Source organism: Pelagibacterium sediminicola, from assembly GCF_003390885.1.
In the GTDB taxonomy this organism is placed as follows: Bacteria; Pseudomonadota; Alphaproteobacteria; order Rhizobiales; family Devosiaceae; genus Pelagibacterium; species Pelagibacterium sediminicola.
Genome location: NZ_QMEL01000004.1, coordinates 93,767 through 113,303 on the forward strand (window position 1 = coordinate 93,767; position 19,537 = coordinate 113,303).

Genomic DNA, 19,537 nt, shown 5'->3' on the forward strand with positions numbered 1-19,537 from the left:
GCTGATTCCATCAAAACCTGAACCAGCCTACCCCATGGCCTTGCGCCGCAGCCGGCGCGGCAGCTTGGCGGGCGCACCCGCTTCCTTCCAGCGGATCAACTCGAACCCGCCATCGTGATTCTCGACGATGGCGGTGCAGCTTTCCACCCAGTCGCCCGAATTCATGTAGTGGATGCCGAAGCGGTTGTGCATCGCGGCGTGATGGATGTGTCCGCAGATCACCCCGTCCACCTCGCTGTTGCGCGCTTCGAGCGAAAGTGCTTCCTCAAAGCGCCCCATCACCGACACCGCGCTCTTGACCTTCTGCTTGGCCCAGGCCGAAAGCGACCAGTAGGACAACCCCATCCGCCGCCGCACCCAGTTTATGGGCGCGTTGGTGGTGAGAGCCAGATTATAGGCCCAGTCCCCGATATGGGCGAGCCATTTGGCGTTGGCCACCACCACGTCGAACTGGTCCCCGTGGATGACGAGATAGCGCTTGCCGTCCGCGCTCACATGGATCATGCGGTCGACGATCTCGACGCCACCGAAATAGGTGCCCATATAGTCACGCAGAAATTCGTCGTGATTGCCCGCCAGATAGACCATCCGCGCGCCCCTTGCGGCCTTCTCGAACAGCGCATTGGCGAGTTGATCGTAGATCGGGGGCCAGTTCCATTCCTTCTGGAGCCGCCAGCCATCGATCAGATCGCCCACGATATAGATCGTGTCGGCGTCATGCACGGAAAGGAAATCGATCAGTTCTTCGACGCGGATCGTCTGCATGCCAAGATGCACGTCGCTGATGAAAAGCGTCCGTGAGTGCCGGACCTTTCGCGTTTCTTCCATCCCGGAAATAACCTTCGCAACGCACAAACCCGAGCCGGAGGATTCACGATTCCCCCGGTTGTTTTGCACGCCACTATACAAGTTCGATACCGATTGCGAAACAAAACCGGCCCGGCATCACCCGTTCAATCCCGCCTTATAGGCAGCAATCCGCCGGTAGCTTTCCTTTATCCGGGCCGCAAAACGCGGATCGGCCCGCGCCTCCTCGACCAGAATGGTGTAGATATCGGTCCCCAGTTGCGGATCATAGGCGGCGGAATTGGAAAAAAGGATGATATCGTTGCCCGCCATCACCGCGCGCACCACGGTTTCGCGCAGGTCGAAATGCGCGCGCACCGCGCTCATCTCCATATCGTCGCTGATGACGACGCCTTCAAAACCGAGGTCTGTGCGCAGCACGCCCTCGATCCATTGCGGGGAAAGACTGGCGGGAAGCTCAATATCTCCGCCGCCGTCCACCCGCCCGTTAAAGATGTGGGCCACCATCACCATGTCGGCCAGCCCCGCCCCGATCAGCCGCCGGTAGGGTTCAAGTTCGATTTCTTCCCAGACGCCGGTCACATCGACAAACCCTTCATGGGTATCGCCCTCGCTCGAGCCGTGCCCCGGAAAATGCTTGAGCGCGGTGCCGACCCCCGCGGCGCGGTGCCCCTCGATAAAGGCACCAGCCATCTGCGCGACACGTACCGGATTGGTCCCGAACGACCGATCATAGCGCACAATGATCGGATTATCAGGGTTGAGCGCCAGATCGGCCACCGGCCCGAAATTGACATTGAACCCCAGCGCTGCGAGCCGTTCGGCCAGATCGCCATAGATTTCGCGCGCCGCGTCCACACGACCGCGCCCGATCGCCCATGCTGAAGGGATTTCATCGAATCCCACTTCGACCGTCAGCCGCCGGATCTGCCCGCCCTCCTGATCGATTGCAATCAGCGGCGGGCTCCATGGCCGCGCGGAGCGGAACGCCATGTTCATGGCCTTGACCTGCGCCAGCGATTCGATATTGGGGCGCAGATACATGACGCCCCCCACCTCGCCCGCCGCGATCTGCCGACGCACCGCCTGCACGCCGGGGTCTGAAACCGAAGCGCCCTGAAACCCCACCATCACCATCTGGCCGGCCATGTCCTCGACGGTCTGGCCCGAGGCCGGGCCCGGCGCGCATAACGCCAGCAGCAGCGCGAACGCCGCGTTACGCAGAAAACCCATGAACGCAATGCACTCCGTTGACCGCCTCAGATTTGCACGATTCCCGGCACGGCGCGACCATAGCGCAGATCATGTCGAAGCTATGATGAAACCGGTTCAGCCCGCCTTGCCCATCTCCATGCGGTCGGCCTCGCGGGCCGAAAGGCGGGCCACCATGGCTTCGGCCGGCCCCGGCCGCCCAAAGAAATAGCCCTGCCCCGTCCGGCATCCGGCCAGCCGCAACAGCCATGCCTGATCCTGGGTTTCGATGCCCTCGGCCACCACGCTCTTGTCGAGCGATTCCGCCAGCATCAGCACCGCGCGCACGATGGCCGTGGCGTGCGTATCCTCGGGCAGCCCGCGCACGAAGCTCTGGTCGATCTTGATCCGGTCCACCGGCAGGCGGCCCAGATAGCTGAGCGAGGAATAACCCGTACCGAAATCGTCTAGCGCCACCCCGATACCCTTGCCGCGCAACAGCCTGAGCTTTTCGGCGACATGGGTCGTCTCCGCTACCAGAAGGCTTTCCGTGATCTCGATATCGAGCCTTTCCGGTTCCAGCCCCGATATCTCAATGGCGCGGATCACGTCCGAGACGATATCCCCGTGCTCGAACTGCATGGGCGAGACGTTGACCGACAGCCTGATGGCCCCCGGCCAGCCCGCGACCTCCTTACACGCCATTTCCAGCACCCACCGCCCAAGTTCGATGATGAGGCCGGTCTCCTCTGCGGCGGGAATGAAATCGGCGGGCGAGATATTGCCCAGTTCGGGATGGGTCCAGCGCACCAGCGCTTCCACCCCGATCACCTCCCCATCGTCGAGATCGACCTGTGGCTGGTAATGGACGGAAAATTCGCCGCGTGCCAGCGCCGCCCGCAACGCCCTTTCCATGTCCTGCTTGTTCTTGATGCGCGTGTCCATCTCCTTGGAAAAGACGACGATCGTATCGCCCGAACTGTCATCGGCAATCGAAAGCGCCATCGCCGCCTGCCCCACGAGTACATCCGGAACGGTGCCTGAAAGGTCGGAATCAGACAGCCCCACCGAGGCGCCGACCACCGCGTGATGCCCGCCGATGGTATAGGGCCGGGAAACGCTATCCTTGATGGACTTGGCAAAGACCATCATATCCTCGCTGACCAGCCCCTTGAACAACAGCCCGAAACTGTTGCCGTCGAGTCGTGCGACACATTCGGCGCCGAACCCGTTGAGCCGGTCGGCCACTTGGCGCAACAGCTCATCCCCATAGGCATGCCCCAGCGTATCATTGACCGTTTTGACCCGCGAAAGCCCGATGAGGATCACCACCACGCCCCGCGCCCTGCCCATCGGCGTCGAAAGGATCGCCGTCGCCGTCTCGGTGAAGCGGACGCGCGAGCCCGCGCCAGTCAGAGGATCGTGCTGGGCAAGGAAGGTCAGCCGCTCCTCGACCCGGTGGCGTTCGGTCACGTCGCGGAAGGTGAGGCATGCGACGCGCCCCGCCATCATGCCTTTTTCGTCCCGCTTCGAAACGCTCGAAAGCGTTACGACGAACTCGACGATATGCTCGCCATCGGGCCTGTGGACGGTCGCCTCCTGCACCCGGTCCATCGCTTCGCCTTGCCCGATCGCCGCGTCGATCCGGGTGAGGAACTGCCGATCCAGCACCTCGGCGGCACGCCGCCCGCGGAGACCCGGCCCGATGAATTCCTCGGCGAGCTTGCTGGCCGCGCGGATCGTGCCGGTGTGATCGACCACGACCACCCCGTCGAAATGGTCCGAAATGACCTGCGCGAGGATACCGCGCATGGAATCGCGCTCCCACGCGGCGCGATGGAGCGAGCGTCCCCTTAACTCAAGTTCGTGCCAGAGCGCGGCGATGAGCAGTACTATCTGCGCCACATGCACCGTGGCGGTGTGGATGATCACCCCCGCCCGGATATGCAGTGCGAAGGCGGAAAATTCGACCAGACCCAGCCAGATCAGCATACAGATCGTTGCCAATGAGAGCGGCATCCGGCGGCGGAGGAAAAAGAACAGCAGCCCCGAAACCAGAACGAGGACGAAGGGCGGATCGACCCGCCAATCGCGCAGCATACGGTTCTGCCGCACCGTTTCGGCGGCCAGAAGCTGGATCGCCGTGCCCGGCACCATGCCATATCGCGGCACGAGCATGCCATTCTGCATCGAAAAGCTGCCCGGTCCGACAATCGCCACCTTGCCCGCCATCACGTCCGAAATATCGCCCGCCGCGAGCAACTGGGACACCGGAAGCCGCGGAACCGTGCCCAGATCGATGCCGAAATCGATATGGAACGCCGTCTCAGTGATCCGCCGTTCCGGCGTCACGGCGGCGGCCAGCGAGTCGATCACCCAGCCGCCCTCGGCCAGCCACGTCTGATATTGCCTGACGACGCCGTCCCGGTCGGGCTGATCGCCCACGAACACCGGGGGAGCAAGCGCGGCGAAACGTTCGAGCGGCAGATCGAGATTGCGGGCGGCGTTGTCATCGGTTGAAAAGCGCGCCGTGGTTCGCACAATGCCTCGAGCGCGGGCCAGCGCCTCGCCAAGCGCGTCATCATCGAAAAACGCCATCGCGCCACGCAGATTGACGTCGAGCACGACCATCGAAGCCCCGCTGCCAACGAGCTTGTCGATCACCTGCGCATAAAGGCTGCGCGCCCGCGAGGCGTTGCCTATGCCGGTTATGGCCTCGGGATCGATCTCGACAAAAACGATATCTCCGCTAGCCGGACGCGATGCGAGCGAAAACCGCAGGGATTGCAGACCGTTCTCGAGCGGGCGCAGCCAATCGAGTGCGCCAGCGGCAACGATTGCCGCGCACAGGGCCAATGCGGCCAGCCAATGCCCGATATATGTCACTGGCGGCGCCATTCGTGCCAGAGCCCCTCGATATTCTACCGTCCTGCCCCTATTGCGGCAAACCGGCTCCTCTGGCCTTATGACCGTTGCCGACTGTTGCGCGCCAATCTGAAGAACAGGTAAAAATACGGAGGCGGACCGTGCCAATCGGCACTGCCCGCCTGCAAAGACGCAAAAATTTTGTCTCGTCTACCTGTTCTTGCGGTTGGCGATCAGATCATCGACCACCGCGGGATCGGCCAGCGTCGAGGTGTCGCCGAGAGAGCCGTAATCGTTCTCCGCGATTTTCCTAAGGATCCGGCGCATGATCTTGCCCGAGCGCGTCTTGGGCAGACCCGGCGCGAACTGGATATGATCGGGGCTTGCGATCGGCCCGATTTCCTTGCGCACCCAGTTGCGAAGTTCCGCCAGCAGCTCATCGGATGGAACGTCACCCGCCATCAGCGTCACATAGCAGTAGATGCCCTGTCCCTTGACGTCGTGCGGATACCCAACGACCGCAGCCTCGGAAACCTTGGGATGGGCGACTAGCGCGCTTTCAATTTCCGCCGTTCCCAGCCGGTGCCCGGAGATGTTGAGCACATCGTCCACACGGCCCGTGATCCAGTAATAGCCGTCTGCGTCCCTGCGGCAGCCGTCGCCGGTGAAATAATAGCCCTTGTACTGCTGGAAATAGGTTTCCTTGAAGCGCTGGTGATCGCCCCAGAGCGTCCGCGCCTGCGAGGGCCAGCTATCGGACATGGCAAGAACGCCCAAGGCTTCCGTCTCGGTAATTTCCTTGCCGCTCTCGGCATCCAGCACCGCCGGTTTCACCCCGAAGAACGGCAGCGTCGCCGCGCCGGGCTTGGTGGGGATCGCACCGGGCAGCGGATTGATCATGAACCCGCCCGTCTCGGTCTGCCACCAGGTATCGACAATCTCGCAGCGCTCGCGCCCTACATTTTTATGATACCACAGCCATGCCTCGGGGTTGATCGGCTCGCCCACCGTGCCGAGCAGCCGCAGGCTTGAGAGATCCGCCCTTTCGACGAACTCGGTCCCCGCCCCCATCAGCGCGCGGATGGCGGTGGGCGCGGTATAAAAGATGTTGACCTTGTGCTTGTCGACGACATCCCAGAACCGCCCCGCATCGGGATAGCTCGGCACCCCCTCGAACATCAGCGTCGTGGCGCCATTGGCCAGCGGTCCGTAAACGATATAGGAGTGGCCCGTCACCCACCCCACGTCCGCCGTGCACCAATAGACCTCGCCATCGCGATAGTCGAAGGTCAGCTCATGGCTGAGCGCCACATGGACCAGATAGCCGCCGGTAGTATGCAGCACGCCCTTGGGCTTTCCCGTCGAGCCTGACGTATAAAGGATGAACAGCGGGTCTTCCGCATTCATCGGTTCGGGATCGCAGAACGGCTCGACCCCGGCGGCGGCCTCGTGCCACCAGACGTCCCGCCCGCCCTTCATGGGCACGTCCGCGCCGCAGCTATTGATGACCAGCACCTTCTGGACGCCCGGGCAATCCTCGAGCGCGGTATCCACATTGGTCTTGAGCGGCACGGCCCGGCCGCCGCGCCGGCCCTCGTCGGCGGTGATCACCACCGCGCTGTCGCAGTCATTGATGCGCCCGGCCAGCGCATCGGGCGAGAACCCGCCGAACACCACAGAATGGATGGCGCCGATCCGGGCCGAGGCCAGCATCGCGTAAGCCGCCTCGGGGATCATCGGCATATAGATGGTCACCCGATGGCCTTTCCTGACGCCAAGCGATTTCAGCACATTGGCCATCCGGCACACCTCTTCGTGCACCTGCCGGTAGGTGATGTGCCGCGCCTCGGCCTTGGGATCGTCGGGCTCGAAGATGATCGCCGTCTGGTCTCCGCGCGCCTCGAGATGGCGATCGATGCAGCTTTCGGTGACGTTGAGGACCCCGTCCTCGAACCATTTGATGGAGATATCGGGCCAGGCAAACGTGGTATTCTTGACCTTGGTGTAAGGCTTCATCCACTCGATGCGCTTGCCTTGCTCGCCCCAGAACCCGTCGGGGTCGGCGAGCGAGCGCGCATACATTTCCTCGTAACGTTCCGCCGTTACATGCGTGCGCTCGACAGCCTCCGCCGAAGGCGCGAAAATCAGCTCTGAACTCATTGCAGATCCTCCCCGAATTCAATCCGGGCGGACCTTAACGCCTGCCGGACCATCGGGGCAAGCCACGTGACCGCCGCAACCCGGACGGTCACCCTTTATCAACGGCAGGCCGGTTATGATGCTGCCCTTGCAACAGGGAGAGGGGGCTCTGTCATGGAGCAGATGAACGCCCGCGCCGCGACCAATGCCGACATCGGCCTCGTCCATCGCGAACTGATGGACCTGATCGATTCGATGCCCTTCTATTCCGATCTCTTCAAGGCCCACGAAAAGGCGCGCTTTACCAGGACCTTCCTGCGCACCCTCATCGCGGTCGATCCCTGGCACGTCCTGCTGCTCGAAATGGAGGGCGAAGTCGGCGGCTTCCTCATCTCGGGCCCCGATTGCGGCACCATCTTCCAGTACTGGTCGGCGATCTTCCCCAAATTCCGCAAGACCCCGCTGGGCCGGTTCGGCATGGAAGCCTTCATCGAACACTGGGACAACTCCCGCTTCCACAAAGCCTCGACCTATGTCCGCCCCGACAACCGCCCGGCTTTGGCGCTGCTCCGCCGCTACAAATACGAACAGGTCGCCTTGCTCGAACAGCACATCTTCGGGGAGGACTATCTGATCATGGAACGCAAGCTCAACAAGACCACCCAGGGCTACGACCGCGGCCTCACCCTCTCGGCCTCCAAGCGCATGGAGCTGAAACTGCGGAAATTCTTCGGCGGGTAATGTGAGGCGGCGGCATCGCTGGCCCCCTCATCCGACCTCCGCTTCGCTCCGGCCACCTTCTCCCTCAAGGGGAGAAGGGTAACCGTGGGGCCGCCATATGAGCACCCCTCTCCCCTTGAGGGAGAGGGGTTGGGGGTGAGGGGGCAGCGGTGCCAGCCAGAACCCCCTAAGCCGCCGCCACCCTGAACCGCCCGAAAATCGAAACATCGACCTTCGCCTGCACCAGCGCCGTCATCCACAGCGACACCGACCACACGCTGATCGCGATGAACGCCGCGACCGCCGCGCCCATCAGCCCGTAGGGCGGCACCAGCAGGTAATTGCCCGCCACCACGGTCAGCACCCCGAGCAGCACCGAGGGCAGGCTGGCATAGGGCTTGTTGTGCATCGAAAGCACCAGCGAGGCCGGCCCGAACATGGCGCGCACCACCAGCGCAAGGCACAGGATCGCCATCGGCACCGCTCCGGTCTGGAACTCCTCGCCAAACAGCAACAGCAGGTAGCGCCCGAACACCAGGACGCCAAGGAACAGCCCCAGCGCCAGAAGCGTCGCCACCAGATTGGCTTCCCCGATCCGGCTCGCCATCGCCGCCCGATCGGCCTTGGCTTCGGCCTCGAACATGTCGGGCAGCGTCAGCGAATAGACCGCGACGACCCCGAACGAGACCAGCGCGAATATCCGCGTCGAGACACCGAAAATCGCCAGATCGCCGCGTTCGAGCAACCCCGCCAGAAGCAGGAGATTGATGTCGAAGAAATAGTCGGACGCAAGGACGATAAGCACCCACGGCGCCGCGAACCGCCACCAGCGCCTACGCTCATCAGGCCGCGGCGCTTCCCCTCGCGGTATGTCGCGGATCGACATTAGCACGTAGCCGAACTGGCCGGCGAACAGCACCAGCAGCAGGATCGCCACGATCCACAGCATGGGCAGCAATTGCGCCCCCTGACTGAACGCGGCAACGATCGCGAACCCCGCCAGCATCAGCGCCGGCCGGAACATCATGTCCGCCAGATACCCCGCCAGCGGACGCTTGAGCCCCACGAGAACCGTCGCGTTGACATAGGCGATAGCGGTTGCCACCGCGATCAGCGCGGTCGGGGTCCAGAGCGGGCGCAGATGCTCCCCCGTCTCCCCGAGCAGGTGCGTCACGGGCCAGCCGAACAGCGTGACGATCAGCCCGATCACCACAATATGCCCATAGGCGTGCGCAAGAAACCGGCGGAGATGCCGCCCCTCGCCCCGCGACCGGTATTCGGCGGTAAAATAGGTGCTCACCGTCTGGAACCCCAGCGGCATGCCGACCGCCAGAAGGTTGGCCGCCGCGATGACCACCAGATAATCGCCCAGCGCCGCCGCGCCCCAGACCCGGGCGATCGCCGCCTGCACCAGAAAGATGAAACCCGCCCCCGCGATGCGCAGGGCAAACAGAAAGGCCGACTTGGACGCAAGCCTCGTGGCGATCGACATCGTCAGTCGCTGCCCCTCCGTCGCATGCGGGCCATGGTGCCCTTGAACGTTTCGAGCGCCCCGTCCCGCACCCGCAACGCACGATTACGCAGCGTATAGGCAAGGCCGCCCGCCAGCCGCGCGCGCAGGCCCGCCGCGTAATTGGCCATGGGCGGCAGCGGGTTGATGTAGCCGGCGGTTCCCACCATGCCGCTTTTGAACTGGTGCAGCCCGTGCGAGCCATCCGTGCCGCCAAGATCGTACCAGTGCGCCAGTGAATTGTCGCGCAACCAGCGGATGATATGCCAGTGGAGGAAATACCCCGCGCGCAGCCCCAGCGCCGCATCATTCGTTGCGCCATAAAGATAGGTCGCCGTCCGTCCCGTCGCAAAGATGATCGCCCCGGCCACGGTCTCGCCCTTGTGGGTCACATAGAACAGTTCGGGCCGCCCTTTGCCCTCGGGCAGCGAAAACAGATCGGATACCGTCGAGATTGCCGAATAGTCGGCAAATTGCTTACGCTCGCTCATCGCATCGTAAAGCGTCATGAACCGCTCGAGCGCATCGGCCCCGGCGTGCTCGAACTCAAGCCCCGCCTTGAGTGACTTGCGCAAATGATAGCGCCATTTCTGCGCGAACGCGGCCAACCGCGCCTCGTCGTCAAGCGTTACATCAACCACATACCGGTTCGGCGCGCGCACCCCGTCGCCGGGCACGAACCCCATTTCCATCAGCCGCGCAAAACCCCGGTTGACGGGCGCCGCCTCGACCGCGGGGATGATCGACATCATCGCGCCCCGCCGCACGGCATATTCATCCCGGAGATAGCCCACCATTTCGTTCATCAGCGCATCGCCGTCCGCCGCCTCCGAGGCGGCAAGGATGGGCCCCCACTTGACGAGGGCTATGGTGCCAATACCAAGCGGCAAAGGCTGGAGCATCACCAGCGCCCCGCCCACGGCTTGCCCATCACGGCGGAACAACACCGGTTCGAGCCCGACCCTGGGCCACCGCCCCCGCGCATAAACCGAAAGCTGCTCCTGGCAGATCCCGTCGAACGCCGCGATCTCGCGATCCCAGGCCTCCGTGCCGGGAAACTCGGCCACAAGCCCCATCTGCCCGGCCACCGGAACCCGCGCAGCCCTGGCCGCATGCTCTGTGGTATCGTTTTGGTTGGCGGATTGATCGATCGCGAGTGTCATGGCCCTGTCCGGATTTTCATTTCCGGCCACTATAGGCACCCACTCTGGGCAAAGGGTTTCGACCCCTCCCAAATCGCCGCCACAATTGGAGATATGGTTAAGAGTGTCTTCGTTCTCTTCCGTTATTGCTCGGCATGACCGGTTCTATCGGCTGCTGGACAACCCGGATGATACCCGCAGGGAGAGAAAACCGGACGAGGCGAAGCCGAGGACCCCGCGCGATGTTTCGCGCGCGCCCTCGCAGGCGCAACGAAGGGCATAGGCGCGGCTTTAGCGCCGTCATGCCCGCAGTGAGAGAAATAAATGGTGGGTGTACAAGGGCTCGAACCTTGGACCCGCTGATTAAGAGTCAGCTGCTCTACCAACTGAGCTATACACCCACGTCGCGTTGCGCCGGGCGCCCGCGAAGTGGCGCTTCTCTAGCAAACCCGTTTGTACCTGTCCACCACCAATCGGCGAAAACGGTCACGGAGAAACCGGGTTGAGGCTGGTGCCCAGAAACGCCTTGTCGCCCCAGAGGTCCGCAAGCCGCAGGTCGCGGCGGCATCCGATGCGGTAAGCCTCGTAATGCGCAGGGTTTTTGATGTGGAAGTCCTGATGGTGGTCCTCAGCGGCATAGAACGGCGCGGCGGGCAGGATTTCGGTGACGATCGTCAATCCCGTTTCCCCGGCCAGCGCGGCCTTGCTCGCCTCGGCGATTTCGGCCTGCTCGTCATCGAGCGCGAAAATCGCCGTCCGGTAGCCCGCGCCCCTGTCGCAAAACTGCCCGCCCGCATCGGTGGGATCGGTCGTATGCCAGAAGACTGTCAGAAGCTGGGCAAAACTCACGATCCCGGGGTCATAGGTAATCTCGACCACCTCGTAATGCCCTGTATCGGAATAGACCACCTGCTCATAACTGGGGTTCGCCACATGCCCACCGGCAAAGCCGGATATGGTCGCCGTCACGCCCTCGACCTTGTCGAAATTGGCCTCGACGCTCCAGAAACAGCCCCCCGCAAACAGCGCGGTTTCCGCCTGAGCGGGCGCCATGGCGAGCGCACCAAGGCCAAGAACGGCGAGCAACGTGGTGCGGGCAAACATCAGCCATCTCCTTTTGCCCATTTCGCGCCGGAAACCTTGTCCCTGCAAGTCAATACCCTGTGAACCATAATTCATATTGCAATGAGCCGCACTCCGATCAAGGTGTAATAAAACCCCTTGCCTGCATTGATCTGTGCAGCGCCGATGGATACTTACAAATGCCTCGAAGCGCCGGAGACTACGCCCTCAGTCGCCTTGTGCTGGCGACAGCCTACTGGCTGCGGCCGCCACGCACCCGCTGGTTTCCCCATCTGGTGATCCGCATCGTCAGGGACAGGCTTTCCCGCCCGCACCCTATGCCCAGCCTCGACCGCATCCAGCCCAAACCGCCGGGGCTGGCCGGACTTGCGACCGACCTTGGGACCGATGCCGTGCTCGCGGGGTTTCGCGGCGGCTTTTACCCTCAGGGGCACTGGGGCGCGATGAAATGGTGGTCGCCCCCGATCCGGGCAGTGATGCTGCTCGAAAACGTCCATATCGCCAAGCGCTTCCGCCGCACCCTGCGTGGTGCCGACATGCGGGTCGCCTTCGATACCGATTTTTCGGGCGTTCTCGATGGTTGCGCCGCACCTCGCGGCAAGCGCCTCCATGTCACCTGGATCACTCCGTGCGCCCGCGCCCTTTATAAACGGCTGTTCGCGGAAGGCCATGCCCACTCTGTCGAGATTTACGACGCGGAAAACCACCTCGTGGGCGGTCTGTTTGGGGTGGCCGCCGGCCCGGTCTTTTCGGCGCTCTCGATGTTCCATACCGCCGACAACGCATCCAAATTCGCCATCGTCAGCCTTTATCATCATCTTGAGGCCAGGGGGTTCGTCGCCGTCGATCATCAGGTGATGTCAGGCTGGGTCGCCGCCCTCGGCGGCACCGAAATGCCGCGACAGGATTATGTGGTGCTGCTCGGGCGAACTGGCACTCCGGACGCGGGGCGCTGGAGTACCGAATTCACGCTCGGGCAAACGGCGGATTGGCAGCCGGCGAACAGACCCGCTGACTCTTGATCAGCGGGTCCGAGACCGTCCAAGACTGGGCGCAAACCAAAAAACGTTCTTCCGCGCTTTCCAACGTCTCCATCGCTTCCCCGGCGAAAGCCGGGGACCATGTATCCGCCGCCGCCCACTACCGTGGAAGTTGCGCCGTGGGTCCCGGCTTTCGCCGGGACAGCGAGAAGAGCGCGTGGCTGGAAGGCGCTCTAAACCCCTACCCCGCCATCGCCCCCTGCGCGGAGGCGCCTTTTTCCACCAGCAGGCGGTTATACGCGTTGAGATAGGCGCGGGCCGAGGCCACCAGCGTATCGGGTTCCGTCGCGCTGCCCGAAGCGATCCGTCCATTCATTTCGAGCCGCACATGCGCGTTGGCCTGCGCGTCCGTGCCCCCGGTCACCCCGTCCACGGCGTAAAGCACCAGATGCGGGTTGGCATTCACCGCCGTCTTGATCGCATTGAAGATCGCATCGACCGAGCCCGTGCCGTCATAACCGACTTCGGAAACTTCGCCATCGATGGAAACGGTCATCTCGCACCGGTGCTCGCCGCCGGTCTTGGAGATGACGCGCATGTCGACCAACTTGATCCGGTCGGCGGCCGAGCCCATCTCGTCGTCCACCAGCGCCACGATATCGTCGTCATAGACGTGCTTTTTCCGATCCGCCAGATCCTTGAAGCGCTGGAAGGCTTCCTGCAACTGGTTGTCGGCCAGTTCGTACCCCAGATCCTTGAGCTTTTCGCGGAACGCATGGCGCCCCGAATGCTTACCCATCACCAGAGAGGTGGATTTGATCCCCACGCTTTCCGGCGTCATGATCTCGTAGGTCAGCGCATTCTTGAGCATCCCGTCCTGATGGATGCCGCTTTCATGCGCGAAGGCATTCTTGCCCACGATGGCCTTGTTGTACTGAACCGGAAAATTCGCGGCCGCCGACACCACCTTGGAGGCCCGCGACAGGTGCGTGCTCTCGACATTGGTGTGATAGGGCAGCGCGTCGACGCGTGTCTTGAAGGCCATGACGATCTCTTCGAGCGCTGCATTGCCCGCGCGCTCGCCCAGCCCATTGATCGTGCACTCGATCTGTCGCGCGCCCGCCCGCACCCCGGCCAGCGAATTGGCGACCGCCATGCCCAGATCGTTGTGGCAATGGGTGGAAAAGATCGCCTTGTCCGAATTGGGCACCATTTCGATCAGCGTCTTTATGAGCTCGTAATAGTCCTCAGGCGTCGAATAGCCGACCGTATCGGGGATGTTGATGGTCGTCGCCCCGGCCTTGATCGCCGCTTCCGTGCAGCGCGCGAGGAATTCGACCGGCGTACGGGTCGCGTCCATACCCGACCATTCCACGTCGTCGATGAGGTTGCGCGACTGCGTCACTGTTTGCGTGACGATTTCGAGCACTTCCTCCTCGGTCTTTTTCATCTGGTGCGCCAGATGGATGGGCGAGGTCGAAACGAAAGTATGGATGCGCCCCCGCCTGGCAAACCGCACCGCCTCACCCGCCCGGTCGATATCGGCGGGAATGGCGCGGGCCAGTCCGGCGATCACTGCGTTTTTTGCGCGCTTGGCGATGGTCGCCACCGCCTCGAAGTCGCCATTGGAAGCGATGGGAAAGCCCGCCTCGATGATATCGACGCCCATGGTATCGAGGATTTCGGCGACCTGGAGTTTTTCCTCCAGTGTCATGGTCGCGCCGGGGCTCTGCTCGCCGTCGCGCAGCGTCGTATCGAAAATATAGACGCGGTCGGTATTGGTCTGGGCACTCATGTTCGGTCTTCCCTAATCGGCCGCCCCTGCCCGCCATGGCGAGAAACAGGGATATTGGCCGGACAATTTCAAATGTTCGGCGGTATGGCGTTTATCCCCTGACAACCCGTCCGTGCCTCGCGCGGACTGCCGGTGATCAGGGGCTGATAAGGAGGAGTAGGAGGGCGCTGGACAGCAGCAGCCCCGAGCCCAACAGGAGGCGGGCCTGCAAAGCCTTGTGCTTGCTGGCGGCTATGGCGACGGCGCGATTTGAACGGCGGCGCATCGATACGGCCTTGCCCTGTTTCACGTTAACTCTGCCAACAATGGTGCAATTGCGCATCAGGTGCAAGGGTTTCCCTGTAAATATTCCTCTTATAGCGGTTCAGGTTTTAACCGAAACGGCATATTCGGGCGATCGAGGTGGGATCGCGCTGGAATTCCAGGAATAAATCCCGGAATGACATTTGATATTTTTTGGCGGCACCCTGCCCCTTTATGGCGTAACCCCGGGACTTGTTCCTGGGGTTCGGCGCGATGCAGCCGCAACCGCTATGCCCGAGATCTAATCGTCCAGATCGATCATCCCCTCGGCCAGCACCACCGCGCTCCCGCCGATCCCGGCATGGCGTAATTGTCCCTGCTCGGTATTGAACTGCAATTCGATAAGGCTTGGCCGCCCCATTTCGCGTCCCTGCCGCAGCCGGATCGTGTGGTGGCCATCGTGATATTGCGGCTGGTCCGAAAGCAACCCGATGAGGGCCGCCGCCGCCGACCCGGTCGCCGCATCCTCGCCCGCCCCATGCGCCACATGGAACATGCGCGCGGCATAGTCATTGTTCCGCTCGTCCGGGGTCCGCGTAAAGACATAGACCGAACTGCGCTGGCCCGAAAAGGTGTCGGCCCACCCGCGCCGGTCGAGCTTCACCGCTTCCAGCGCCGCCGCGTCGCGCACCGGCACGAGGTAAAACGACACCCCGGCCGAATATTGCGCCGGCCGCATGCCATCCAGCCCGATGGCGTCCGGCGCAAGCCCGAGCCGTCCGGCGATCTCATCGTCGGCTGGCGCACCGCCCACCCGTTCGGGCAGGCGCGGCAGCGCGAACCTGGCGTGGCCGGTCCGCTTGTCGATCCGCTCCATCACCGCCGTCACCAGCCCCACGCCCAGTTCGAGCCGCACCGCCGACATTCGGCTTTGCAGCCCCAAAAGCACCGCCGCCCCTACCGTCGGGTGTCCGGCGAACGCCATCTCGGTTATGGGCGAGAAAATGCGCAGCGCGTTGGTGTGCCGCTCATCCTTTGGCGCCAGCACGAACACGGTTTCAGACAGGCTGAATTCCGCCGCGATGGCCTGCATCCGCGCGCCCGAAAGCCCATCGGCCTTGAGAACCACCGCCAGCGGATTGCCCGCCAGCCTGTCGCGGGTGAAGACATCGAGAATGAAATAGGGAAGTTTCATCGTGAGGCTCTTCACAGCGATTCCGGCAGCACCAGCCCATCCTGCGCGATATCGAGCACCGCGCAAAGCCCCCGGACGACCAGCATATGGTCGAGATGCTCGGGGATGCCCGACACCGTCACCGCACCGATAACGCCCGCCCCCTTGACGCGGATCGGAAACCCGCCCCCGGCCAGCACGTAATCGGAAAGCGGCGCGTTCATCTCATCGCCCAGCGCCCGGTTGCCCGGCCCGGCGCCTTTTTCGAGCACCATGCGATAGGTGCTCTTGCCATAGCGCCTGACGACATTGGCCTTGCGCCGCACCCATTCGACATTGTCGGCAGTGGTTCCGGGCAGCGCCATATAGAACAGCGGGCGGTCCCAAAGCCTCACCTCGCAGACGACGCCCTTGTCCTCGGCCAGCGCAATGGCCCGTATCGCCGCGCCAAGCTCAAAAGCCGCCGCTTCGTCAAACGCCCGGAAAACCAGCCGCCGCTCCTGCTCGATGACGATTGCAAGACTGTCGCTCATGATTCCTCCCCGCAGAATTCTCCGGCGATGGTTATCCGATTTGAGCCCCAAACAAAACCGCGCGCTACCAAAAGGCGCGCGCGGAAATTAAGAGATTTGCTCCATCGCTTCCCCGGCGAAAGCCGGGGTCCATGCGCCAGCATCCGCGATAGCGGAGGTGACGCTGTGGGTCCCGGCTTTCGCCGGGACAGCGAGGGCAGAGTATAGAACCAGCCTGATAGGCAGGCCCTAGTTCCGGCTCTTGTCCACCAGCGCACCGGCCTTGATCCACGGCATCATGTCGCGCAGTTTCGTACCGACGTCCTCGATCTGGTGCGCATCGTTGTTGCGGCGAATGGCCTTGAAGCGGGCTGAACCGGCGCGGTATTCCTGCATCCACTCGGAGGTGAACTTGCCCGACTGGATATCGGCCAGAACCCGCTTCATCTCGGCCTTGGTTTCATCGGTGATGATGCGCGGGCCCGAAACGTATTCACCCCATTCGGCGGTGTTCGAGATCGAGTAGTTCATGTTCGCGATACCGCCCTGGTAGATCAGGTCGACGATCAGCTTCACTTCGTGCAGGCACTCGAAATAGGCCATTTCCGGCGCATAACCGGCTTCGACCAGCGTCTCGAACCCGGCACGGATCAGTTCCACAAGCCCGCCGCACAGCACCGCCTGCTCACCGAACAGGTCCGTCTCGCATTCTTCCTTGAAGGTCGTCTCGATGATGCCCGAGCGCCCGCCGCCGACGCCCGAGGCATAGGCCAGCCCAAGGTCGTGCGCGTTGCCGGTCGCATCGTGATGGACGGCGATGAGGCACGGCACCCCGCCGCCCTTCTCGTATTCACCGCGCACGGTATGGCCGGGGCCCTTGGGGGCGATCATCAGCACGTCGACCGTGTCCTTGGGCTCGATCAGCCCGAAGTGGACGTTGAGCCCGTGGGCGAAGGCCAGCGCTGCGCCGTCGCGGATATTGGGGGCGATGTCGTCGCGGTAGATGTCGGCCTGCAATTCGTCCGGCGTCGCCATCATCATCATGTCGGCCCAGCCCGCGGCTTCCGCCACACTCATGACCTTGAGCCCGTCCGCCTCGACCTTCTTGGCCGTGGAGGACCCCGGACGCAGGCCGATGGCGACGTCGGTCACGCCCGAATCGCGCAGGTTCAGTGCGTGCGCGCGGCCCTGGCTGCCATACCCGATGATGGCGACCTTCCTGGATTTGAGAATGTTGAGATCTGCATCCCGATCATAATAAACGCGCATTGGTATCTCCCGTTATCGCATCTTTTGAAAAACTCACGCCCCGTAAAGGGCGAAGAACTGCTCGCGCGCCCGGCGCGCATCATCAAGAATCGTCTTTTCGTCCAGCTTCATGCGGTCGCCCAGCAGCAGCCGGATCTGCACGTCGCGCACCACCAGCCCGAAAAAGCTGCGGAACGCGTCTTCGCAATCCTCGAACTTCAATAACCCCGCATCGCGCCCCGCATCCAGCACCGGCTTGAGCCTGCGGCCCATGGCGTAGCGTCCGTTTTCGAGCACGATCATGCCCAGATCGCGCTTTTCCTGCCCTGCATGGGAAACCGCCAGCCGGTTGAGCGCCACCGACGCATCGCCCGAAAGAACGCTCAGAAGGTCGCGCGCGAATTTTTCGAGTGCGATGCCCAGCGCCCGTTTGTCGAGCCTTTCGCGGTCCACCGGCACCATGCGCACCTTGGCCGCCTGCCACTGGACCGTCGCGGTCAAAAGCCCGTCGCGATCCCCGAACCACTTATAGAGCGTTTCCTTGGAACAACTCGCCCGCCGGGCCACCCCGGTCATGGTCAGCCCGTCCCCGCCCTCGACCAACAGCCCGAGCGCCGCATCCAGCACATCCTTTTGCCGGGCAGTCAGAATATCATCGCCAATGGTCAGGATCGGAGGCGTCAAATTCGCGTCTCTTGCTGTAAAAAAATCCGGTCGAACGGCATAACAAAAGCGCGATATGTGCCACGCGCCCTGCTCCCGGTTTCCGTTAGTCGGGACACGGCATGCTTTGCCAAGCCGCCGCCCCATCAACCGTACCGTACGTTACGGTTCGGCAGTTTGCAAGAAAGAAAACAGCATCGCCAGCCGAACGGGGCAGCGCCTCACCCAGCATCCCCACAGCCCTCCTCGCGCTGATAGCCCCACTCAAACGACAAATGGGGTTGCCCGAAAGGACAACCCCATTCACGACTATCATATCGGCAATATAGAAACGGCTGCCTTATTCCGCAGCGGCCCGTACGGCTTCCGCTTCACGCGCCGCCCTGGTGGCATGGCCCCACCAGATGAGCTGGTCGAGCATGTCGGCGGTCGAGTTGCCAATGGCCGCTTCGATATCGTCGAGCGTCTTGGTGCCGCCAAAGCCCGGGTGCACGGCCATGAAGTCGGCGCCCGCGATATGGACGGCCGAGCGGGTGGAGACCATCTGAAGCTCGACACCGATGGTGCGCAGGTTCTCGACCGCGCGCGCACCGCCTACCGAGCCATAACCGACGGCGCCGAATGCCTTCTTGTTCCAGTTGGTGTAAGCCTGATCGATAGCGTTCTTGAGCGCGCCGGTGATGGCGCGGTTGTATTCGGCGACCACGAAGATGTAGCCATCGAACTCGCTGATCTTTTCCTGCCACTTGACGGCATTGGCGTTCTGGGAGGGTGCCCAGGCGTTGGACGCGACCTCATTGAAAAACGGCAGGTCGAAATCACGCAGATCGACGATCTCGGCATCGATCTCAGGGCGCGCATTGGCCTTTTCGAGAACCCACTTCGCGGGGATTTCACCGAAGCGCGCTTCGCGGGTGGAGGAGATGATGACGCCGATCTTGAGCTTGGACATTGGATGTTCCCGTAGACTGGTTACGATTTGTGACTAAGGCTAGATATTGCCTGCCCACCTCTCCACGCAAGTAGGCACCTTTTTGTAACCAATGACCATCGGGGCGCTGGACCGCAAGCGTGCCGAATGGTGGATAATAGCGTAACTGGCTGAAAATACTTGAATACCCGGTTTTCAAGGAAAGCGTCAGCAATGCTTCCATGGAAGCGTTCAAGAAACCGAAACAGTGTTGTCGCCCGCCGTAAACCCCGCCGCCGCCCTCTCCCCCGTCGTCACCCGGTTCATCCGGGTGACCCAGAAGCCCCAAAGGCCGAACCCTCTAAAAAAACCGCCTAAAGCATTTCAGGTTTTGACGGAATCAAGAAGGTCCGTGTCCGCCGAGGCACTATTCTGGTCCCCGGTAATAAATACCGGGGTGACATTGGAGGGAGGGAAAGCTAGCAGAAAACACCATTGTCATTCCGGCATTTATTGCCGGAATCCAGCGCAATGCAACTCCAAGAGGGCGGAAGC

Annotated in this window: 15 protein-coding genes and 1 tRNA gene; 2 read left to right on the forward strand and 14 right to left on the reverse strand. The window is 62.6% G+C overall.

Annotation, left to right across the window (positions count from 1 at the left end):
• Window positions 1–27 precede the first annotated feature (27 nt).
• The 4 genes from DQG18_RS08800 to acs form a co-directional block, all read right to left on the reverse strand.
• Window positions 28–828 (reverse strand): UDP-2,3-diacylglucosamine diphosphatase, encoded by an 801-nt coding sequence (locus tag DQG18_RS08800; RefSeq protein WP_116653895.1) that lies wholly within the window; start codon window positions 826–828, stop codon window positions 28–30.
• 117 nt (window positions 829–945) lie between these two features.
• Entirely contained in the window at window positions 946–2,040 is a 1,095-nt protein-coding gene (locus tag DQG18_RS08805; RefSeq protein WP_116653896.1) for a glycoside hydrolase family 3 protein, read from the reverse strand.
• Window positions 2,041–2,136: 96 nt separating this feature from the next.
• Window positions 2,137–4,896 (reverse strand): EAL domain-containing protein, encoded by a 2,760-nt coding sequence (locus DQG18_RS08810; RefSeq protein ID WP_116653897.1) that lies wholly within the window; start codon window positions 4,894–4,896, stop codon window positions 2,137–2,139.
• Window positions 4,897–5,073: 177 nt separating this feature from the next.
• Entirely contained in the window at window positions 5,074–7,023 is a 1,950-nt protein-coding gene (gene acs, locus DQG18_RS08815) for an acetate--CoA ligase (protein ID WP_116653898.1), read from the reverse strand.
• 153 nt (window positions 7,024–7,176) lie between these two features.
• Between acs and DQG18_RS08820 the strand changes: the two genes are divergently transcribed.
• On the forward strand, window positions 7,177–7,743 hold the full coding sequence (locus DQG18_RS08820; RefSeq protein WP_116653899.1) for a GNAT family N-acetyltransferase: 567 nt from the start codon (window positions 7,177–7,179) through the stop codon (window positions 7,741–7,743).
• A gap of 166 nt (window positions 7,744–7,909) precedes the next feature.
• On the opposite strand, the gene DQG18_RS08825 is transcribed toward DQG18_RS08820, so the two are convergent.
• The 4 genes from DQG18_RS08825 to msrA form a co-directional block, all read right to left on the reverse strand.
• Window positions 7,910–9,214 (reverse strand): lipopolysaccharide biosynthesis protein, encoded by a 1,305-nt coding sequence (locus tag DQG18_RS08825; protein ID WP_116653900.1) that lies wholly within the window; start codon window positions 9,212–9,214, stop codon window positions 7,910–7,912.
• A gap of 2 nt (window positions 9,215–9,216) precedes the next feature.
• On the reverse strand, window positions 9,217–10,395 hold the full coding sequence (locus DQG18_RS08830) for a lipid II:glycine glycyltransferase FemX (protein WP_157970074.1): 1,179 nt from the start codon (window positions 10,393–10,395) through the stop codon (window positions 9,217–9,219).
• A gap of 304 nt (window positions 10,396–10,699) precedes the next feature.
• Window positions 10,700–10,775: transfer RNA gene (locus DQG18_RS08835), tRNA-Lys, on the reverse strand.
• A gap of 85 nt (window positions 10,776–10,860) precedes the next feature.
• The gene (gene msrA, locus DQG18_RS08840; RefSeq protein ID WP_116654028.1) at window positions 10,861–11,478 is read right to left on the reverse strand and encodes a peptide-methionine (S)-S-oxide reductase MsrA; all 618 of its coding nucleotides are present in this window, start codon (window positions 11,476–11,478) and stop codon (window positions 10,861–10,863) included.
• 158 nt (window positions 11,479–11,636) lie between these two features.
• Between msrA and DQG18_RS08845 the strand changes: the two genes are divergently transcribed.
• A complete protein-coding gene (locus DQG18_RS08845) occupies window positions 11,637–12,479 on the forward strand; it encodes a leucyl/phenylalanyl-tRNA--protein transferase (RefSeq protein WP_116653902.1) in 843 nt (280 codons plus the stop codon).
• Between the two features lie 199 nt (window positions 12,480–12,678).
• Here DQG18_RS08845 and DQG18_RS08850 read toward each other — a convergent pair whose 3' ends face one another.
• From DQG18_RS08850 to DQG18_RS08880, 6 genes are all read right to left on the reverse strand, one after another.
• Window positions 12,679–14,232 carry a 2-isopropylmalate synthase gene (locus DQG18_RS08850; RefSeq protein ID WP_116653903.1) on the reverse strand — a complete coding sequence of 518 codons (1,554 nt, stop codon included), beginning with the start codon at window positions 14,230–14,232 and terminating at the stop codon, window positions 12,679–12,681.
• A 544-nt stretch (window positions 14,233–14,776) separates the two neighbouring features.
• Window positions 14,777–15,670 (reverse strand): PhzF family phenazine biosynthesis protein, encoded by an 894-nt coding sequence (locus DQG18_RS08860; protein ID WP_116654029.1) that lies wholly within the window; start codon window positions 15,668–15,670, stop codon window positions 14,777–14,779.
• An 11-nt stretch (window positions 15,671–15,681) separates the two neighbouring features.
• On the reverse strand, window positions 15,682–16,182 hold the full coding sequence (locus tag DQG18_RS08865; protein ID WP_116653905.1) for a heme-degrading domain-containing protein: 501 nt from the start codon (window positions 16,180–16,182) through the stop codon (window positions 15,682–15,684).
• 228 nt (window positions 16,183–16,410) lie between these two features.
• A complete protein-coding gene (ilvC, locus tag DQG18_RS08870) occupies window positions 16,411–17,430 on the reverse strand; it encodes a ketol-acid reductoisomerase (protein WP_116653906.1) in 1,020 nt (339 codons plus the stop codon).
• A 33-nt stretch (window positions 17,431–17,463) separates the two neighbouring features.
• Window positions 17,464–18,093, reverse strand: a complete 630-nt coding sequence (locus DQG18_RS08875) for a TetR/AcrR family transcriptional regulator (protein WP_245958415.1) — start codon at window positions 18,091–18,093, stop codon at window positions 17,464–17,466.
• A 319-nt stretch (window positions 18,094–18,412) separates the two neighbouring features.
• Entirely contained in the window at window positions 18,413–19,024 is a 612-nt protein-coding gene (locus tag DQG18_RS08880) for an NADPH-dependent FMN reductase (protein ID WP_116653908.1), read from the reverse strand.
• Between the last annotated feature and the right edge of the window lie 513 nt (window positions 19,025–19,537).